This window comes from Paraburkholderia unamae, from assembly GCF_003268775.1.
GTDB classification, from domain to species: Bacteria; Pseudomonadota; Gammaproteobacteria; order Burkholderiales; family Burkholderiaceae; genus Paraburkholderia; species Paraburkholderia unamae.
In genome coordinates, this window is record NZ_QLSU01000012.1 from 211,087 (window position 1) to 229,605 (window position 18,519).

General features: G+C 56.7%; 15 protein-coding genes. 7 read left to right on the forward strand and 8 right to left on the reverse strand.

All coding sequences use genetic code 11. The annotated features are described in order from the left end of the window. The first annotated feature begins 46 nt into the window (after positions 1-46). From lnt to C7401_RS21325, 7 genes are all read left to right on the forward strand, one after another. Positions 47-1,771, forward strand: a complete 1,725-nt coding sequence (gene lnt, locus C7401_RS21295; RefSeq protein ID WP_112173365.1) for an apolipoprotein N-acyltransferase — start codon at positions 47-49, stop codon at positions 1,769-1,771. 258 nt (positions 1,772-2,029) lie between these two features. Beyond that, positions 2,030-3,037: a glycine--tRNA ligase subunit alpha gene (gene glyQ, locus C7401_RS21300; RefSeq protein WP_112173366.1), complete on the forward strand. Its 1,008-nt coding sequence runs from the start codon at positions 2,030-2,032 to the stop codon at positions 3,035-3,037. Between the two features lie 17 nt (positions 3,038-3,054). Then, positions 3,055-5,154 (forward strand): glycine--tRNA ligase subunit beta, encoded by a 2,100-nt coding sequence (gene glyS / locus C7401_RS21305; protein WP_112173367.1) that lies wholly within the window; start codon positions 3,055-3,057, stop codon positions 5,152-5,154. 22 nt (positions 5,155-5,176) lie between these two features. Continuing rightward, positions 5,177-5,740, forward strand: coding sequence for a D-glycero-beta-D-manno-heptose 1,7-bisphosphate 7-phosphatase (gene gmhB, locus C7401_RS21310; protein ID WP_112173368.1), 564 nt, complete (start codon positions 5,177-5,179; stop codon positions 5,738-5,740). Between the two features lie 147 nt (positions 5,741-5,887). After that, entirely contained in the window at positions 5,888-6,649 is a 762-nt protein-coding gene (locus C7401_RS21315; RefSeq protein ID WP_112173369.1) for a lysophospholipid acyltransferase family protein, read from the forward strand. Between the two features lie 175 nt (positions 6,650-6,824). Continuing rightward, positions 6,825-7,715 (forward strand): M48 family metallopeptidase, encoded by an 891-nt coding sequence (locus C7401_RS21320; RefSeq protein ID WP_112173370.1) that lies wholly within the window; start codon positions 6,825-6,827, stop codon positions 7,713-7,715. 88 nt (positions 7,716-7,803) lie between these two features. Beyond that, a complete protein-coding gene (locus tag C7401_RS21325) occupies positions 7,804-8,967 on the forward strand; it encodes a glycosyltransferase family 4 protein (RefSeq protein ID WP_112173371.1) in 1,164 nt (387 codons plus the stop codon). Positions 8,968-9,009: 42 nt separating this feature from the next. Here the strand turns inward: C7401_RS21325 and C7401_RS44430 are convergent, their stop codons facing one another. From C7401_RS44430 to tviB, 8 genes are all read right to left on the reverse strand, one after another. After that, complete coding sequence (locus C7401_RS44430; protein WP_133254566.1) at positions 9,010-10,002, reverse strand: hypothetical protein; 993 nt, start codon at positions 10,000-10,002, stop codon at positions 9,010-9,012. Between the two features lie 49 nt (positions 10,003-10,051). Continuing rightward, the gene (locus C7401_RS21330; RefSeq protein WP_112173372.1) at positions 10,052-11,194 is read right to left on the reverse strand and encodes a glycosyltransferase family 4 protein; all 1,143 of its coding nucleotides are present in this window, start codon (positions 11,192-11,194) and stop codon (positions 10,052-10,054) included. Positions 11,195-11,227: 33 nt separating this feature from the next. Next, on the reverse strand, positions 11,228-12,361 hold the full coding sequence (locus C7401_RS21335) for a glycosyltransferase family 4 protein (protein WP_112173373.1): 1,134 nt from the start codon (positions 12,359-12,361) through the stop codon (positions 11,228-11,230). Position 12,362: 1 nt separating this feature from the next. Further along, complete coding sequence (locus C7401_RS44435) at positions 12,363-13,607, reverse strand: hypothetical protein (RefSeq protein ID WP_146757965.1); 1,245 nt, start codon at positions 13,605-13,607, stop codon at positions 12,363-12,365. Then, positions 13,604-14,752 carry a glycosyltransferase family 4 protein gene (locus C7401_RS21345; RefSeq protein WP_112173375.1) on the reverse strand — a complete coding sequence of 383 codons (1,149 nt, stop codon included), beginning with the start codon at positions 14,750-14,752 and terminating at the stop codon, positions 13,604-13,606. Before C7401_RS21345 ends, C7401_RS44435 begins: the two co-directional genes overlap by 4 nt. Continuing rightward, on the reverse strand, positions 14,749-16,065 hold the full coding sequence (gene murJ, locus C7401_RS21350; protein ID WP_112173428.1) for a murein biosynthesis integral membrane protein MurJ: 1,317 nt from the start codon (positions 16,063-16,065) through the stop codon (positions 14,749-14,751). The genes C7401_RS21345 and murJ overlap by 4 nt, the downstream gene beginning before the upstream one ends. Positions 16,066-16,139: 74 nt before the next feature. Beyond that, a complete protein-coding gene (locus tag C7401_RS21355) occupies positions 16,140-17,198 on the reverse strand; it encodes an NAD-dependent epimerase/dehydratase family protein (protein ID WP_112173376.1) in 1,059 nt (352 codons plus the stop codon). Positions 17,199-17,223: 25 nt separating this feature from the next. Further along, on the reverse strand, positions 17,224-18,501 hold the full coding sequence (gene tviB / locus C7401_RS21360) for a Vi polysaccharide biosynthesis UDP-N-acetylglucosamine C-6 dehydrogenase TviB (RefSeq protein ID WP_112173429.1): 1,278 nt from the start codon (positions 18,499-18,501) through the stop codon (positions 17,224-17,226). Positions 18,502-18,519 lie beyond the last annotated feature (18 nt).

Below are 18,519 nucleotides of genomic sequence, written 5' to 3' on the forward strand. Positions count from 1 at the left end.
GTGGTTTTCACCGCCGCGCTTTTTACGTCGCACTTCACCGCATCGCATGGCAGAACCGATCGATTCCCGCGCGCGCCGCAAAGCGCACGCGCCCGAAGCCGCAGAGACCGCCGGCAGCGCCACGAACGGCGCGGTGCGCCGCGCGCTGCCCTTCTGGCACTATCTCGCCGCCGCCGCGCTCGGCGCGCTCAATACGCTTTCGTTCGCGCCCACGCCGCATGGCGGCTGGCTCGCCATCGCGATCTTCGCCGGTTTCTATTTCTGGCTCACGCGCACCACCGGCTGGAAAAGCGCGCTCTTCACGGGCTGGGCCTTCGGTTTCGGCAACTTCGTAAGCGGCGTGTGGTGGCTGTACGTCAGCATGCACTTCTACGGCGGCATGCCCGCGGTGCTCGCGGGTGCGGCGCTCGTGCTGTTCTCGCTCTATCTCGGCGTGTATCCGGCGCTGGCCGCGCTCATCTGGTCGTTCTGCGCGGGCCACGCGAAAAACGGCCGCAGCGGCGACCTGCCGTTCTCGCCCACGTGGCACGGCGCGTTCGCTTTCGCGAGCGCCTGGGCGCTCGGCGAATGGGCGCGCGGCTACGTCTTCACCGGCTTCCCGTGGCTTTCGAGCGGCTACGCCCAGGTGGACGGCCCGCTCGCGGGCTTCGCGCCGGTCGTGGGCGTCTATGGCGTGGGCTGGGTGCTCGCGCTCGTGGCCGCGCTCATCGTGCAGGCGCTCTTGCGCGCGCGCCGGGCGAATGCACGCTCCTCGGGGGACGACTCCGGCGTGCCGTCGCGCGGCGCGGTCGCCACGCCCGCGCTCGTCGCCGTGGCCGTGATCGCCGCCGGCCTGCTGCTTCCGCTCGTCTCGTGGACGCAACCCTCCGGCACGCCGCTGAACGTGCGGCTGCTGCAAGGCAACGTCAAGCAGGAGATGAAGTTCTCCGAGTCGGGCATGACCGACGCGCTCAACGAGTTCCAGAAGCTCATCACCGAAAAGCCCGCCGATCTCATCGTCACGCCCGAAACCGCGGTTCCGGTGCTGGTGCAGGAGATTCCCGAGAAGTTCGGGCGCGACATCCGCGCCTTCGCCGACGGCACCCACACAGCCATCCTGTTTGGCGCCGTGGGCGGCACGATCACGCCCGAAGGGCGCGTGGTCGATTACACCAACAGCCTCTTCGGCATCACGCCGGGGCAGAACGGCCTCTACCGCTACGACAAGCACCATCTCGTGCCCTTCGGCGAATTCGTGCCCTGGGGCTTCCGCTGGTTCGTGAACCTCATGAACATCCCGCTCGGCGACTTCGCGCGCGGCGCGCCCGTGCAACCGCCCTTCTTCGTGCGCGGCCAGCCCGTGGCCGTGGACATCTGCTACGAGGACATCTTCGGCGAGGAAATCGCGCGGACCGTGCGCGAGAATCCGACTTCGCCGGGCATCCTCATCAACTCGACGAACCTCGCGTGGTTCGGCGACACCATCGCGCTCGACCAGCACTTGCAGATCGCGCGCATGCGCTCGCTCGAAACCGGCCGCCCGATGCTGCGCGCGACCAACACGGGCGCCACCGCCGCCATCGACGCGAAAGGCCGCGTGATCGCGCGCCTGCCCACGTTCACCGCGGGCTCGCTCGACGTGAAGGTGGAAGGCACGACCGGCTTCACGCCCTACGTGACGAGCGGCAACAACACCGTGGTCGCCGTTTCGCTCCTGCTGCTGGCGTTCGGCTTCGCGTTCGGACCGGCTTTCAAGCGGGCGAAGACGCGCACGCAGGCGATGGCGGAATAAGGCGCGCGCAACGCCCCACCGGCGAAGCCAAACGCGAGGATTCTGGCGACCCAAAGCCGACGCAAAAGCGGCCCGAACCCCGCCCAGGCCTCAACGCTCCGGCAATCCGGTAAAATTCAACGTTTTAGCACCTGGCCGCCTCCCGGCCCGGGCCACGCAAAGAAAAGGGGCGAGGCGCACAACGCCGCCCCGCCCGCGCGCGCGCCTGGCGGGGCCGCCGCATTCCGCCCCCGAAAGTCCGAAAGACACTAGGCACACATGCTCACGTTTCAGCAAATCATCCTGACGCTCCAGTCTTACTGGGACAAGCAGGGCTGCGCGCTGCTCCAGCCGATCGATATGGAAGTCGGCGCCGGCACCTCGCACGTCCACACCTTCCTGCGCGCAATCGGCCCCGAGCCGTGGCGCGCGGCCTACGTGCAGCCCTCGCGCCGCCCGAAAGACGGCCGCTACGGCGAGAACCCGAACCGCTTGCAGCACTACTACCAGTACCAGGTGGTGCTCAAGCCCGCGCCGGAGAACATTCTCGACCTGTACCTCGGCTCGCTCGAAGCGCTCGGCTTCGACCTGAAGCAGAACGACGTGCGCTTCGTCGAGGACGACTGGGAGAACCCCACGCTCGGCGCCTGGGGTCTGGGCTGGGAAGTGTGGCTCAACGGCATGGAAGTCACGCAGTTCACCTACTTCCAGCAAGTGGGCGGCCTTGACTGCAAGCCGGTGCTCGGCGAAATCACCTACGGGCTCGAGCGCCTCGCCATGTATCTGCAAAAGGTCGAGAACATTTACGACCTCGTCTGGACCGAGTGGGAAGAGCAAGGCCCGAATGGCCCCGAGACCCGCCGCCTCACTTACGGCGACGTCTACCACCAGAACGAAGTCGAGCAATCGAAGTACAACTTCGAGCACGCGAACGTCGACCTGCTGTTCACGTTCTTCAATGCGTACGAGAGCGAAGCGAAGCGCATGATGGAGCAGCAACTCGCGCTGCCCGCCTACGAGCTCGTGCTCAAGGCCGCGCACACCTTCAACCTGCTCGACGCACGCGGCGCGATTTCCGTGACGGAGCGCGCGGCGTATATCGGCCGCATTCGCGCGCTTTCGCGCAGCGTGGCGCAGTCGTACTACGAGTCGCGCGAGAAGCTCGGCTTCCCGATGCTCGGCAACCCGGTGCATGGCGTACCCGGCCTCACCACCGACGAACAGGACGCCGCGATGCCCGCCTGGGCGCCGCCGCTGAAGGTCGAACGCAAGTTCGGCGAGGAATGACCGGATCTCCGACAACAATGACCCAAGCTCATCACGCCACTCTCCTCGTCGAACTGCTGACCGAGGAACTGCCGCCCAAGGCCCTCGCGCGCCTGGGCGACGCGTTCGCCGAAGGCATCGCGCAGCGCCTCGCCGCGCGCGACCTGATCGAAGGCGATCTGTCGTTCGAACGTTACGCCACGCCGCGCCGCCTCGCCGTCACGATCAAGAACGTGCGCAGCGTCGCACCCGAAAAGCAGGTGCGCGAAAAAGTGCTGCCCGTTTCGGTCGCGCTCGACGCGGGCGGCCAGCCCACCGCGCCGCTCGCGAAGAAGCTCGCCGCGCTCGGCTTCCCCGACTTCCCGGTGAACGACCTCGAACGCGCGAGCGACGGCAAGAACGAAGCGTTCTTCCTGCGCTACTCCGCGCCGGGCGCCACGCTCGCCGACGGCCTGCAAGCCGTGCTCGATGAAGCGCTCGGCAAGCTGCCGATTCCGAAGGTCATGAAGTATCAGCGCCCGGACGGCAGCGACGTGCAGTTCGTGCGCCCCGTGCATCGCCTCACCGTGCTGCACGGCGACCAGATCGTGCCGGTCACGGCATTCGGCATCGACGCCGACGACACCACGCGCGGCCACCGCTTCCTCTCCGAAGGCCTGATCGCCATCCAGCACGCCGACGACTACGCGCACACGCTCCAGCACAAGGGCTTCGTGATTGCGAGCTACGCCGACCGCCGTGAATCGATCCGCGCGCAACTCATCGAACAGGCGGGCAGCGACAAGGTCGTGATGCCCGAATCGCTGCTCGACGAAGTGAATTCGCTCGTCGAATGGCCGGTTGTGTACGCATGCAAGTTCGAGGACGAGTTCCTGCAAGTGCCGCAGGAATGCCTGATCCTCACGATGCAGACGAACCAGAAGTACTTCGCGCTCACCGATGATCAGGGCCGCCTGCGCTCGCGCTTCCTGATCGCCTCGAACATCGCGACGCAAACGCCCAACGAGATCGTCGAAGGCAACGAGCGCGTGGTGCGCCCGCGACTCGCCGACGCCAAGTTCTTCTTCGAGCAGGACAAGAAGAAGCCGCTGGCCGATCGCGTGCCGCTGCTCGCCAACGTGGTCTATCACAACAAGCTCGGCTCGCAGTTGCAGCGCGTGGAGCGCCTCGAAGCGCTGGCCGGCCAGATCGCCGAGCTTTGCGGCGCGGACGCCGCGCTGGCCAAACGTGGCGCACGCCTCGCGAAGGCCGACCTGCTGACCGACATGGTGGGCGAGTTCCCCGAGCTGCAAGGCACGATGGGCACCTACTACGCACGCCACGACGGTGAACCCGATGAAGTGGCGATTGCGTGCTCCGAGCACTACCAGCCGCGCTTCTCCGGCGACGCCCTGCCCGCCACCACGACGGGCACGATCGTCGCGCTCGCGGACAAGCTCGAAACGCTCGTCGGCATCTGGGGCATCGGCCTCGCGCCGACCGGCGAGAAAGACCCGTTCGCACTGCGCCGCCATGCGCTGGGCGTGCTGCGCATTCTCGTCGAGAAGCAGTTGCCGCTCGACCTCGTCGAACTGCTGCGCGCGACCTACGCGCAATTCGCCGGCAACGCCGCCGTGACGGAATCGACCCAGGCCATCTACGAGTTCTGCATGGACCGCCTGCGCGGCATGCTGCGTGAACGCGGCTTCGCTGCGACCGAAGTCGACGCCGTGCTCGCGCTGAATCCCACGCGCCTGAACGACGTCGTCGCGCGCCTCGACGCCGTGCGCGAATTCGCGGCGCTCGCGGAGGCGGCATCGCTTGCGGCGGCCAACAAGCGCATCTCGAACATCATCAAGAAGTCCGAAGGTGCCGAAGATGCGGGCGTGCAGATCGCGCTCTTCGTCGAAGCCGCCGAAAAGGCGCTCTACGCACAGCTCGAACAGGTCGCGCCGCGCGTGGAAACGCAGCTCGCCGCGCGCGAGTACACGGGCGCGCTCACCGCGCTCGCGGCACTGCGCGAAACCGTGGACACCTTCTTCAACGACGTCATGGTCAATGCGGAAGACCCGGCGCTGCGAGCGAACCGCCTCGCGCTGCTCAAGGCGCTCCATCGCCAGATGAACAGCGTCGCGGACATTTCGCGGCTCGCCGCCTGAGCGGGACTGAGCGGGAGACGCCATGCCGACCAGCACCACCAGAAAACTCGTGATCCTCGACCGCGACGGCGTGATCAACGCCGACTCCGACGCGTTCATCAAGTCGCCGGACGAATGGATCGCGATACCCGGCAGCCTCGAAGCGATCGCGCGCCTGAACCAGGCGGGCTATCGCGTCGCGGTGGCGTCGAACCAGTCGGGCATCGGGCGCGGACTGTTCGACATGGCCGCGCTCAACGCCATGCACACGAAGATGCACCGCCAGGCCGCGGCCGTGGGCGGACGCATCGACGCCGTGTTCTTCTGCCCGCACACGGCGCAGGACCACTGCGAATGCCGCAAGCCGCAGCCCGGCATGCTCAAGATGATCGCGGAGCGCTTCGAGATCGCCCCGGCGGATACACCCGTGGTGGGCGACTCGCTGCGCGACCTGCAAGCGGGCGCGGCGCTCGGCTTTCGCACGCACCTCGTCCGCTCGGGCAAGGGCGAGAAAACGCTCGCTGCGGGCGGCCTGCCCGAAGGCACGCAGATCCACGATGACCTGCGCGCGTTCGCACTCGACTTTCTCGCGAGCGAACCCGCGTAGACACAACCGCCGTGCACGCAAGCTCGCACGCGAAACTGCCCGCATCGTCGCCGGCCCCTGGCCGACGACGGTGCTAACCCGGCGGCACGGCGCCGCGCCGGACGAGAAACCGGCCCACGCCGCGCACGCCCCAGACCGGCTCGACCGATGCGCTTTATCCGCTCCCTGCTGCTGTTCGTCTACTTGATCGCCTACACGATTCCGTACGCGACGGCCTGTTTCATCGCCTTCCCGTTCCTCAACGCGACGCGCCGCTACTGGATGGCCGTGGGCTGGTGCCGCTCGACGCTCTTCGTGGCGCGCTGGCTCAATGGCATCAGCTACCGCATGGAAGGCATGGAGAACCTGCCGAACGGACCGGCCGTGCTGCTCTCGAAGCATCAGTCGGCCTGGGAGACGCTGGCATTCCCGGCGCTCATGCCGCGCCCGCTGTGCTACGTATTCAAGCGCGAACTGCTGTTCGTGCCGTTCTTCGGCTGGGCGCTCGGCATGCTGAAGATGGTTCACATCAACCGCAAGGAAGGCAAGAACGCGTTCACCTCGGTGATCCGTCAGGGCAAACTGCGGATGGCCGAAGGCGCATGGGTGATCATGTTCCCCGAAGGCACGCGCATACCGGTGGGCAAGGTGGGCAAGTACAAGACGGGCGGCCCGCGCTTCGCCATTGAAACGGGCGCGCCCGTGGTGCCGATCGCGCACAACGCGGGCCACGTCTGGCCCCGAAACTCGTTCACCAAATATCCGGGTATAGTCACGGTGTCGATCGGCAAACCGATCGACACGACCGGACTCACGCCCGACCAAGTGAACACACGCGTGGAAAAGTGGATTGAAGCGGAAATGCGGCGCATCGATCCTGACGCGTATCGCGAAACGGATGGCGCAGCAACGAAAGCGGCGCGGATCTGACGCGCGGGGATGGCCAGCGTGCGCCGCGTGGATTGTCGCGCGGTTGCGCGAGCTGCTTGCCGCTCTCGCGCGCCAATGTAAAGGCCACGCTTCACCGCCAGATGAAACGCGCAAACGCCCCGCGAGCCAGGGCAAACGCCCACGCCCTCCACGCGCATCCGCACCAGGCCTGACGATGCAGAAGTCCCCCTCGCCGCGCCCGACCGCGGCACTCGACAACCGGCAACTCGATTTGCCGCTTTTCGCCGAACCGGCGCCGGCTGCGGCGCCCGCCTCTCCCTCTCCTTCCCCTTTCCTCACGCCGACACCTGCGCCTTCGCCTGGCAAAGCACCGCTCGCCCCCGATGGCACGCGGCTGCGCAGCATCGCGCTCGGCACGCATACGCTGCATTACCGGCTCAAGCGCTCGTCGCGTAAATCGATCGGGTTTGTGATCGATGGCACCGGGCTCAGTATCACCGCGCCCAGGTGGGTCACGATCGCCGATATCGAAACCGCTATTGCGGAGAAGCAGCGGTGGATTTTTGCCAAGCTCACCGAGTGGCAAACGCGCACCGAGCAACGGGCGTTGCCTCGCGTGGAATGGGGCGATGGTGCGGAGTTGCCGTATCTTGGCAAGCCAATCACTCTGAAGCTCGGGGCTTCGGGGCTCGCGTTCGATGAGGAGACTCGCGTGCTGGCGCTGCCGCTGCCGCCGCATGCGGATTCGCAGCAGATCAAGGATCGCGTGACCGGGTGGCTTCAGGGTGAGGCGAAGCGGGTTTTTGGCGAGCGCCTTGCGGTTTATGCCGCGAAGCTGGGGGTTACGTTTCGTTCTTATGCGCTTTCTTCCGCTGCTACGCGCTGGGGGAGTTGTTCAAGCGAAGGGAGGATTCGCTTGAACTGGCGGTTGATTCATTTTCCGGTTTCCGTGGTGGACTATGTTGTGGCGCATGAATTATCGCATTTGCGTGAGATGAATCATGGACCGAGATTTTGGGAAACGGTAGAGTCGATCTTTCCGGAATATCAAGCCGCTCGGAAGGCGCTCAAACTACATCCGCCCGAGATGCTGCCCGGAATGTGATTTGCCGCTGTCCGGCGATCTATGTCTTTGATACAAAACAGCACGCGTAAGCTTGCAGTGTTAAAACACGTCTCAGTTTTCCGCTCAAATGAAGATTGTTCACATCATCTCCGGCCTTGGTGTTGGGGGTGCAGAGACAACGCTGCTCAGCCTGGTTAGGCATACACAAAACACCGACGTCATCCATACTGTAATTTGCCTTTCGGCGCTTGCCCCGCTTGCAAGCGATTTCATAGACGCTGGCGCAAAAGTTCGCATACTCGGAATGCATCATTCGCGTCCAAATCCTGGCGCCTTTGTACGTCTCACAAAGTGGATTTTGGAAGAGGAACCCAGTGCGGTACAAACATGGATGTACCATGCGGACTTAATCGGTGGAATTGCCACCAAGATTGCTAACGTCATTAAGCGTATTCGCCGCACACATCCGCTCCCGAAACTTGTCTGGGGAATTCACCGGAGTGAAGTGCCTACGAGGCATAGCGCAATCACTCGATATACTGCCCGCCTTTGCTCAATTCTCTCCAGATATATTCCAGATCAAATTGTGTGTTGCGCAGAGGCCGCCCGGCTGTCTCATATTCAATTTGGGTACGACAGCGAAAAAATGACCGTTATACACAACGGCTTTGACACGGCAAAATTCTCACCGAATCCCGAGATGCGGTTAGCAATGCTCACCGCCTGTCATCTTCCGAATGACTCGCTATTGATCGGAATTGTCGGCCGCTTCAATCCGGCAAAGGATTATGATAATTTTTTGCGCGCCGCAGCCATTGCAGCAACACGTCTTCCGCACGCACGATTTCTGATGGTCGGCAAGGATGTCGATAACTCGAATCACACCCTTTGCGAGCGCATCGAGGAACTCGGCTTGACTGACAAAGTCACGCTTTTGGGCCCTCGTCGCGATGTCGTACAGTTGATGCCGGCGTTCGATTTCTTGTGCCTTTCATCCAGAACAGAGGGATTTCCCACCGTTGTGGGCGAAGCGATGGCCTCTGGTACACCCTGCGTTGCCACCAACGTGGGGGACACTGCGCTATTGGTCGGCGAGACTGGCATAATCGTCCCTCCCGCCGATTCCACCGCTCTCGGACTCGCCCTCGAAAAAATGGGCCTCGCTACATACGAAAAACGCGCGGAGTATTCAATGCACGCCCGGCGCAGAATCATCGAAAATTTTTCTATTAGATCGTGCTGGGACCGTTATTTTAAAATTTACTCGGAGAATAAATCCAGAATTAGATGACGACATCAGATGGCGGATGCAGTTCGGACCTCATAATTCTAATCAATTGATCCTCTTGACGATCAAACCTTGTGGAATGAATCCGTCCACCGATGAATTAATTTTTCCTGCCGAGTGCCAATTCGATCCGTTTACGACAATGTCCCCCGAAATATTTCTACACGTTGACGGAAGTCCGTGCACACGATAGGCCATATCTCTACTACCGAAATCCGCATGGTTTGATATTTCTATATCAATCTTGACTGGTAACTTCCCGGATAACGCCCACAACCAGATCTGAATACCGACCTTACACCTCCTCGACAACGGATTATTGATTCGTATGTCTTCGAGGACATCATTGTTACTATTCGGCTCAATATCGAGCCCGGCAGACGGTAGCGTCCCTTCGATATCCTCCCAGATAGGGTCATCGAACCGGATATGTCGTCCGCTGACTATCGAAACGCCCTGCCTGCGACAATTCATTGCGTGGTGGGATACAACGTGAATTTCCTGGCTCTTTTTCGATGGCGTTGAATAACTGTTCGCCACGTATATACCGTCGCCCCAACACCCCCGCGTTACGGGATTCAGAATCTTTACATTTGACGCTCCTGCAATGGAAATTCCCATTCCATAACCTTGCGCCCGCTTGTTGTCGTCGGCAGTTGACAATTCACGACTGCCGTCAAGCACTGCATTTTCAATCAAAACATTACTGATATCCCAAACCCTCAATATCTGGTGATTTGGCTCTGAATACGGCAATAGCTTCAGCGATGCACCTGGCGCGAATCGAATATGACTACCGTTGCGCAATGAAAGACCGGCCGCATCAATGCGGCTATTTCCAGTTATTATCAGTGTTCTTCCGGCAGCTGCATCAATTGCTTTTTGCAGTGCAAGCCGATCATTCGCGACCCCGTTCCCAGCGACATTAAAGACCTTATCAATAAGCGGAGCTTCATCGCCGTACGATAATTGAGCGTGCTTTGCGAGCGAGCCTATGCCAATAGTAGTCAAGCTCTGTAGAAATACCCGACGCTTCAATTAAATCACCTCCCAATTTCGTGAAAATTAATAACTATTCTCGTTATATTCACAACTCAATCAACTCCCGATAAACAGAAATCGTCTTATCGATAACAATGCGCTCATCGAACTCCTCCAAAGCTCGTTCACGTGCCCGCGCACCCAATTTCAAACGCAAATTGCTGTCATCATCAAGAGACCGAATCGCTGCGGCCAATGCTCTGTAATCGCGAACTGGAACCTTGAAGCCATCGACGCCGTTGTGCGTCACAACCTCCCGGCACCCCGGCACATCGGTGGTGACTAGAGGCAGTCCACACGCTCCGGCCTCGATAAGCGTCTTCGGCAGCCCCTCTCGATAACTAGGCAAAACCATGGCGTCGACTTGCGCAAATAATTTCGGCATATCGTCTACATGTCCCACCCATTCAACGATGCCCTCATCAACCCAGCGCTCTAGTGCATCCATACCAACGGCAGCTGGGTTGCCAGAATCTGGCTCGCCGGCAATCAGAAAGCGAATTTCCCTATTTTCATCGCGTAGAAGTCGAGCTGCATCCACATATTCTTTAATGCCCTTATCCCAAAGCAATCTCGCAGCAAAGAGCACCACCATGGGTTGATGCAACTCATCATCGGCTGTTCTACCAAGAGGTTGAAATCGCTCACAATCGACCCCTGAACCTTTGATCAGCCGAATTCTCTCCTTTTCGACCAATCTGGCTTCAACAAACATTTCAAGATCATCTGGATTCTGCAGGATCAGGCGCGTGCGGTTCCCATTCAGCACCCCTCGCAGCAATGCCCTAACCACAGGACGAAGCAAGCGTGCCTTGATATCCCGACTAGTAAATACATAGCCCAAACCGGCTACGGCACCAACTATCGCCTTCACACCGCTCAGTGACGCGCACAGTGCGCCGTAGACCGCACATTTGATCGTGAATCCGTGAACAATATCTGGTTTCTCACTGCAAAATAGTACGATAAGTTGCCTGATCACACTTAGTTCATCTAATGGATTCAGACTGCGCCGATCCATGTCTATCGAATACCACCTGAACCCCTCTTTCTCCAGCAGCTTTCCGTACTGACCAGGTGGCGAGACAAGTAGCACCTCGCATCCCTTGTCACGTAACGCGCGCGCCAGCGACAATCGAAAATTATAAATATACCAATCCGTATTTGCGAACAGTATTATCTTCTTCATTTTTTATATTAGTATAATTACGCGCACCTCAAATTATTGATGTGCATCTCGGCCATACTTTCGTGATTCAATTGCAACTTTAAAGACACGATCCCAGATCTTCATCACTGCATCGATCGAGTAGCGTCGTCGAATTGAATCTGCTCCGCGTCGCCCCAATTCTTCTCTCAATGCCCCCGCCCTCATCAGATCAGCTAACGCCTGCGCATATGCGTCTTCATCGCTGTGCCCGACCAGAGACCCAACCACACCACCCTCCGTCAATTCCCGAGGTCCGCTCGGGCAGTCTACGGCTACAACTGGAACGCCCAAAGCCATCGCTTCCATCATCGCCATCGGCAAGCCTTCATATTTTGATGTGAGCGCAAATAAACTCGCCCGTCGCATAGAAGACCACGGGTCCGTTGTTTTTCCCGGGAGAAATATGCGCTCAGTCAGACCAAGTTCCGCAATTTGGCACTCCAATCTCTTTCGGTCCGGCCCTTCACCGATAATAACTAGTTTCCACTCCGGGAATTCACTTACGATCTTCGCAAACGAGCGAATTAGCATATCAAAACGCTTGAGAGGCTGAAGACGACCAACCCCAATCACATGTGAATCAACCTTCTCCTTGTCAGTGTGCACGCTATCCCGCTCTAATCCAGCTGGAAGCGGATTCGGGACAACCATGATATTTTTTGCCCCACCCAGAATTGTGCGAAATTGCTCAACAACGCCTTCGGTCAAAACCGTGACCACCGACGCCTTTGGATAAAAAAAACGCCCCATCCAGTTCCAGAATGGCCGCCTTCCATCAGCGATGGGATTACTATGCTCACACGCGATTATTGGCACCCCCGTGCCCTGAAGTGCGGCAATTACCACCATATTCACATTCGTAAGTAGCGAAACGACTATGTCAACATTGCGTTCCCGGATCAACTTCCGGATTGAGAGAATACGTTTGACATACGAGACCGGACCGCGAGCAGTACTCTCTATTACATCGGCAAGGTATATAAATTCAATTTTATCGGAGAGTGAATAGAAACATGAGCCTCGACCGGTAAATGTTGCAATCAGCGTTACATCATGGCCCCTTTCCGACCACGCGTTAGCCAGTGTCGCTGCAACTCTCTCTGCCCCACCACTTCCCATCGAATTGACAAAGACGGTGATTTTCAATTTATACCTCGACCTTGCACGGTTGCTTGAGTTGATGAGTAGACTCTCTCTCACCAAAAGCGGAAATCCAGAATGCAATGAAAAAAAGCAGCCCTCCCGGCTGCGCATCTGCCGATCCAACTAGAGTTTGCAAAACAAAGAAGGCAATTGCAAACGCCCTCAGCAATCCTTTATCTCCCGGATTGGTAAATTTTATCCATTCCCTAAAAAAAATTATCCATGCAATTGAATAAAGAGCAACAGAGAAAATACCGCCACCTAACATCAATGTCGCGAAGGTAGAATCCGTAAAATATTTGTTTTCGAACCCGATTCCAAATATATTCCCATTGAAAAACACCTCCTTCAGCGCCATAGAATTCGTCGATGAGCGACTCCCGACACTAGAATCATTAACGAATCTCGACAAAATTATTGAAGAAATTTCGTCACCGAACATTGCATATACGATAGCGACGAAGATCGATGCAATCGCTATGCCTTTTGACCGTACCCGAGAAATCAGCACAATAATCGAAGCAATCATAAAAGAGCGACTTATCGAAAGCATTGAAATTATCAGCGATACTTTCCCACCCTTCTCCTTCCAGCGTGATATGTAGAGTGCTGCCGCACTAAAATAAATGAAAGAAAAGAAGAATGGATTTGGCGTTAAACCAACGGCCCGCACAATTTTTGCGCAAAATCCGGCAGAATTCAGACAGTCGCCGCCGACTTTCACCGGCAGGCTATGCAGAACGAATGGAGCGACAGGGTAAATGAACTGAGCCAAGCCCCAGATAAAATGAATGGTCAAGGAAAAAAATACTGCAATCCGCATTCCTCGCCCCCAATATCTTGCGAACACCGGTGCACAAAATAGAAACATCGTTGCTTGAAGTATAAAGGGCCGAAATCCGAGCATATTGTCAGCGACAGAATCGTCGATAACGTGATTTCGCCAATCAATCAATTCTGGGCTGCTTGCTGCATGACCGATAAGCCCGGGAACAGGCGTTAGAATTAGAAGTGCACAAAAGGCGATTTCGCCTCGGTTAAGCCCAATTTTCCCCTGGCAGGTCAGCACCAATCCGTAAGCGACAGAAATTCCTATAACGAGATAAGAGAGATAGCCAGGAACCGCTAAGCCGTCGAAACTCTCTGGTTTTTTAGATGGCCAATATAAAACAAGGAACAGAAAGAGTAATGGGGAGAATAAACATACGCAAACAATATTATTTCGAGATCGAGCTAATGCTGTCGTCATGTTTCCACTCCTTGGCCGTTCTGCGCGTCAGATTCCAGTAACTTCAAGAACAAGTCGAGCCAGGTTTGAACTATCCCCTCTTCCGAATATTGACTGCGGACCTCGACCGCGCGAGCCGCGATCTGGCTGCGAATCATCTCGTTGTTGATTAGCTCCTCGAGTGAATTCGCCAGAGCCTCAACGTCGCCAACCGGCCGGACGAGCCGTCCGTTTTCGCCGTCCTTGATGATGTCTCGCGGGCCCGTATCACAGTCATAGCTCACCACTGGGACACCCATGGACATCGCCTCAATCAACGTCATGGGAAACCCCTCAAACCTCGAACTCAAAGCGTAGATATCAGACCTTGAGTACCAATCAGATACATTTCCACAGTTACCGGGAAGGAAGACTCTGCCCTCAAGTCCGCGCTCGCCAATCATCTTCTCCAAATCCAACCGACGATTTCCCTCACCTAATATCACCAGGTCCCAAGACTCAGCTCTGCACCGAATAATATCGAATGCTTCAATTAGATAGTCGAAACCTTTTTGATTGACGAGTCGACCAACGCCCAAGATTAATTTTCTTCCCTCGCTAACAAAGGAATCTGGATGCACGGTTGGTTCGCCGTTTCTTATCGGCCACGTTACAGGATTCGGTATTACTGAAATATTCTGACATCCACATTCTTTTGCCAACCAGTCTCCGCTCTCTCCGGTCAATGCAATAACGCGGCTAGCACGTCTATATGTTACATAGCGTAAAAAACTCCAAAATTTCCCCGGCAACAATTTTGGCGGATGATTATGCTCGGTAACAATGACATGGCATCGCATTCCCGCTGAAGCAATCATTGAGATCACAGATGCACGCGTCATTATCCCTAGAAGAATATCCGGCTTCTCTTGTTGCACTACCTCCCTAAGAGATTTCAGTCGCTTCCAGTTTGTTCGAATCGTTTCGCATATACCTTTACTTGCCCCAAAATTCCCAATAACCAAGCGCTTTACCGCAGGTGACGGACGGTAGAAGTCCTTTTCCTCAGTTTCGAGCGTCACTATAGTTACTTCATGCCCCAACCTGCTCCAGGCATTCGCTAAATTGACCGTCACACGCTCTGCTCCGCCCGCAAATAGTGAATTCAAAAAGACAACGATCTTCAAGGCACACCTCCGTTTTTCGATTTCCCCTTGCTTACATGCTCAAAGAGTAGATAACAAGCCAGAGACGAGGCATGCATCATTGCGGTCGCCAGTTGAATTCCTGCCAAGCCAAGCCAATTAATCAGACATAAATCTGCAATCACTTTCACGAAGAAATTGATTGAAGCGATTATTGTCATCGCCTTAAATCTCCCCTGACTCGCAAATAACTGAACCATCACGAGAACAGGGAAATAGAATGGAATTTGGACGAGCCCCCATCGCAAGAGGTTAGCCACCACTGCCGTGTCGGTTGACGTGAACGCACCACGTTGATATAGCATCGCGACGGCCAGCTTTGAAAACAGGGAAGCAAACAACGCGACGCAAATCGCGCCGATGAATGTCACCACCGTCCACCGCCACGCAATGCGCCCTGCCCGAGGTCCGTCTCCCGCACGCTGAAGCTCGGAGAACACCGGTAGCACAGCCCTGCTGATCGCTAGCGCGCCCATCCCCATCACCAAGGCAAGCAACCTGTTTGCGTAACCAAGCGAGCCAATTGCGCCGTCACCAAGATGCGCGACGAAATATTGGTCCACGGGAGTGACACAACTCATTAGTAACTGACCAGCCGAAAAAATCCCAACTGACATGCATAGTTTTGGCCACTCGCGCGAGCACAACGTAAATTTAGGTAGCACCATTGTCTGATCGGCTTTTCCAGATAGAACCGTAAGCCACGTCAGTTGAAGTGCGTAGCCTATCGTGGTCCCCAGCATTAGCGCGTGAATTGCCTGCGAAGGTGGCGTAAGCAAAATCGTCGCAAGTAATGTGAGCGCGGGAACACACTCCAATAAGGTATTAATGTGGCGTTCCCGTGCTTGAAGTCGTGCTGACTGAATGCTGATGAGCACGGTCAATATGCCGATCGGCATTATTCCCCTAGCCAATTCCTTGACAATGTCCTGCGTCTGCGTTGAAAGCTTCCCGCTCACGATACTCAGCGCGGGTTGCCAGAACACAAACAACAGTAATGTGATGACACTACTGACCATCAACCCGCATCCCTGCAATTCGGCAATGAATTCACGTCTCTCTGGAGGGGGAGCGTGTCTAAGCCGAACCAAGGTTGGGATAAGAACGGTACTCAGTATCGTTACTAATGTACCGGGTATCCATGTTACAAGAGTGAGCGTAAGCTGATAGGCGTCAACGATCGAACTCACGCCATATCGATACGCGATTGCCATCTCTTTGAAGGCGCCCGCGAATTTTCCAATGAATACAAAGAAAGATACCCACGCGGCACCTTGAATAATTCTCCGGTGCATCGCGTGCGAATCTTGAAAACGAAAAGAGTGGCGCGCCCTAAGGCGCGCCATTATTGAAGCAATCATTTCTTAAGTTAAAGCGACTTCATTTCCGACCAACCAATTTCACGCTCAAAACGATCGACATACCAATTCATGGCGATCGCCAATCCCTCCTGAATATGGATAGGGTCACTGTATCCGAGTAATCTGCAAATTTTCTCGATACTAGCCTGCGAATGGAGAACATCTCCCCCTCGGAATTCACCGTAACGTATCGGGCTGCTATTCGCTATTTTCCGGTTACGCAATTGCTCGGCAAGAATCTCCAGCAGTTGGTTCAACGTTGTCCTCCCGCCAACTGCAACGTTATAGACTTCGTTTTTCGCATTGTTTGCCGCCGTAGCCGCAAGAATATTTGCCTGAACAACGTTTTCGACGTAGCAAAAATCTCGACTAGTCTTGCCATTGCCGTTAATCTGGATTCCCTCTCCTCGAATCAGCGCGGCTATCCATCTCGGAATGACAGCAGCGTACGCACCATTCGGATCCTGACGTTTCCCAAATACGTTAAAGTAGCGCAGGCCGACGGTGTTGAAATCGTAGCTTCGCGCGAAAACATCTGCGTAAAGCTCGTTCACATACTTTGTTACTGCGTACGGTGACAGAGGCTTACCGATGAGATTCTCCACCTTGGGTAGGCCAGGATGATCCCCGTAAGTTGAGCTTGACGCAGCGTACGTGAAACTCTTTACCTCCTCATCGCGCGCCGCAACCAGCACGTTGAGAAAGCCACCAATGTTGACGTCGTTCGTTACGACAGGGTCCAGCAACGATCTTGGGACCGATCCCAATGCGGCTTGGTGCGACACGTGATCAATACCCTGGGTTGCCCGGGCGCAGTCCGAAGCATTGCGGATGTCACCTTCGATCAGCTTGAATCTTGCCCATCGCTCCGAACCGACGGAGGAACTTACCTCCTCCAGATTGCTGTGGCTTCCCGTCGAGAAGTTGTCCAGACCGACTACCTGCTGATCCAACTTGAGAAGAGCCTCAAGAAGATTTGAGCCAATGAACCCAGCCACGCCGGTTATTAACCAGCGTTGCGGACAGCGTGCCAAATCCTCACAGGCAATCGTATAGCGATTTTTCATTTCGGCGCGTTCTAGCTGGATGTGGTTACAGGCGAAGATCGGATGAACCGGCCGGAAAGACATACTTGAGGTCGTAGAGTACGTGTTCGAGCTTTCCGAATCTCCGAATGGCTTCTACACCCATATCGGCAAATTCCTTGTGTGCCACCGCAAGGACGACTGCGTCGTAGCTTTGCAAGGACGGCTGCGCCACGAGTTCAATGCCGTATTCGTGACGAGCTTCCTCGGCAGAGACCCAAGGATCGAACACGTCGACATTCATTTCGTATTGCTTGAGCTCGTTGATAATGTCAACGACTCGCGTGTTGCGGAGGTCGGGGCAGTTCTCCTTGAACGCAAAGCCCAACATGAGCACGCGCACATTATTCATCGTGATTCCGCGCCGTGTGAGCGCCTTCACGAGTTGCGAAGCGACATAGACCCCCATGTTGTCATTGACTCGCCGTCCGGCGAGAATAATCTCGGGGTGGTAGCCAATCGCCTGTGCCTTGTGCGTCAAGTAATACGGATCTACGCCAATGCAATGGCCGCCCACGAGACCCGGCCGAAACGGCAGGAAATTCCATTTCGTCCCTGCGGCTTCAAGTACCGATTCGGTGTCGATATCCATCCGATTGAAGATGATCGACAATTCGTTGATAAGAGCAATGTTTACGTCGCGCTGCGTGTTCTCAATCACCTTCGCCGCCTCGGCAACGCGGATACTGCTAGCTTTATGCGTACCCGCCGTGATGATCTCGCCATAGAGTGCGTCAACTACGTCGGCGACTTCAGCCGTGGACCCTGAGGTAACCTTCCGGATAGTGGATACCCGGTGTGATTTATCACCCGGGTTGATTCGTTCCGGGCTGTACCCCACGAAGAAGTCAACGTTGAATTTCAGCCCGGAAACTCGCTCAAGTACCGGCACGCATTCTTCTTCGGTGGCACCCGGATAGACCGTGGACTCGTAAATGACAATATCGCCCTTCCTCAACACCCGGCCGATCGTCTCACTTGCTCCATAAAGCGCGGACAGATCCGGACGCTTATATTGGTCGATTGGCGTCGGCACCGTGGCAATGAATATGCTGCATTCACGCAGATCTTCGATCGTGTGGCTGAATTTCAGGCGCCGCGCCTCAGCAAGCTCCGCCTCGCTGACTTCAAGCGTGGCATCCCGCCCTTCCTTTAGCGAGTCAATGCGAGGCCGGTTGATGTCGAAGCCTACGACATCCCGTCGCTTTCCAAACTCCACCGCTAACGGTAGCCCAACGTAGCCCAAGCCGATGATGCCAATTTTGGTTTCACTGGTTAACTTCATGAACATTTCCCTGGTAGC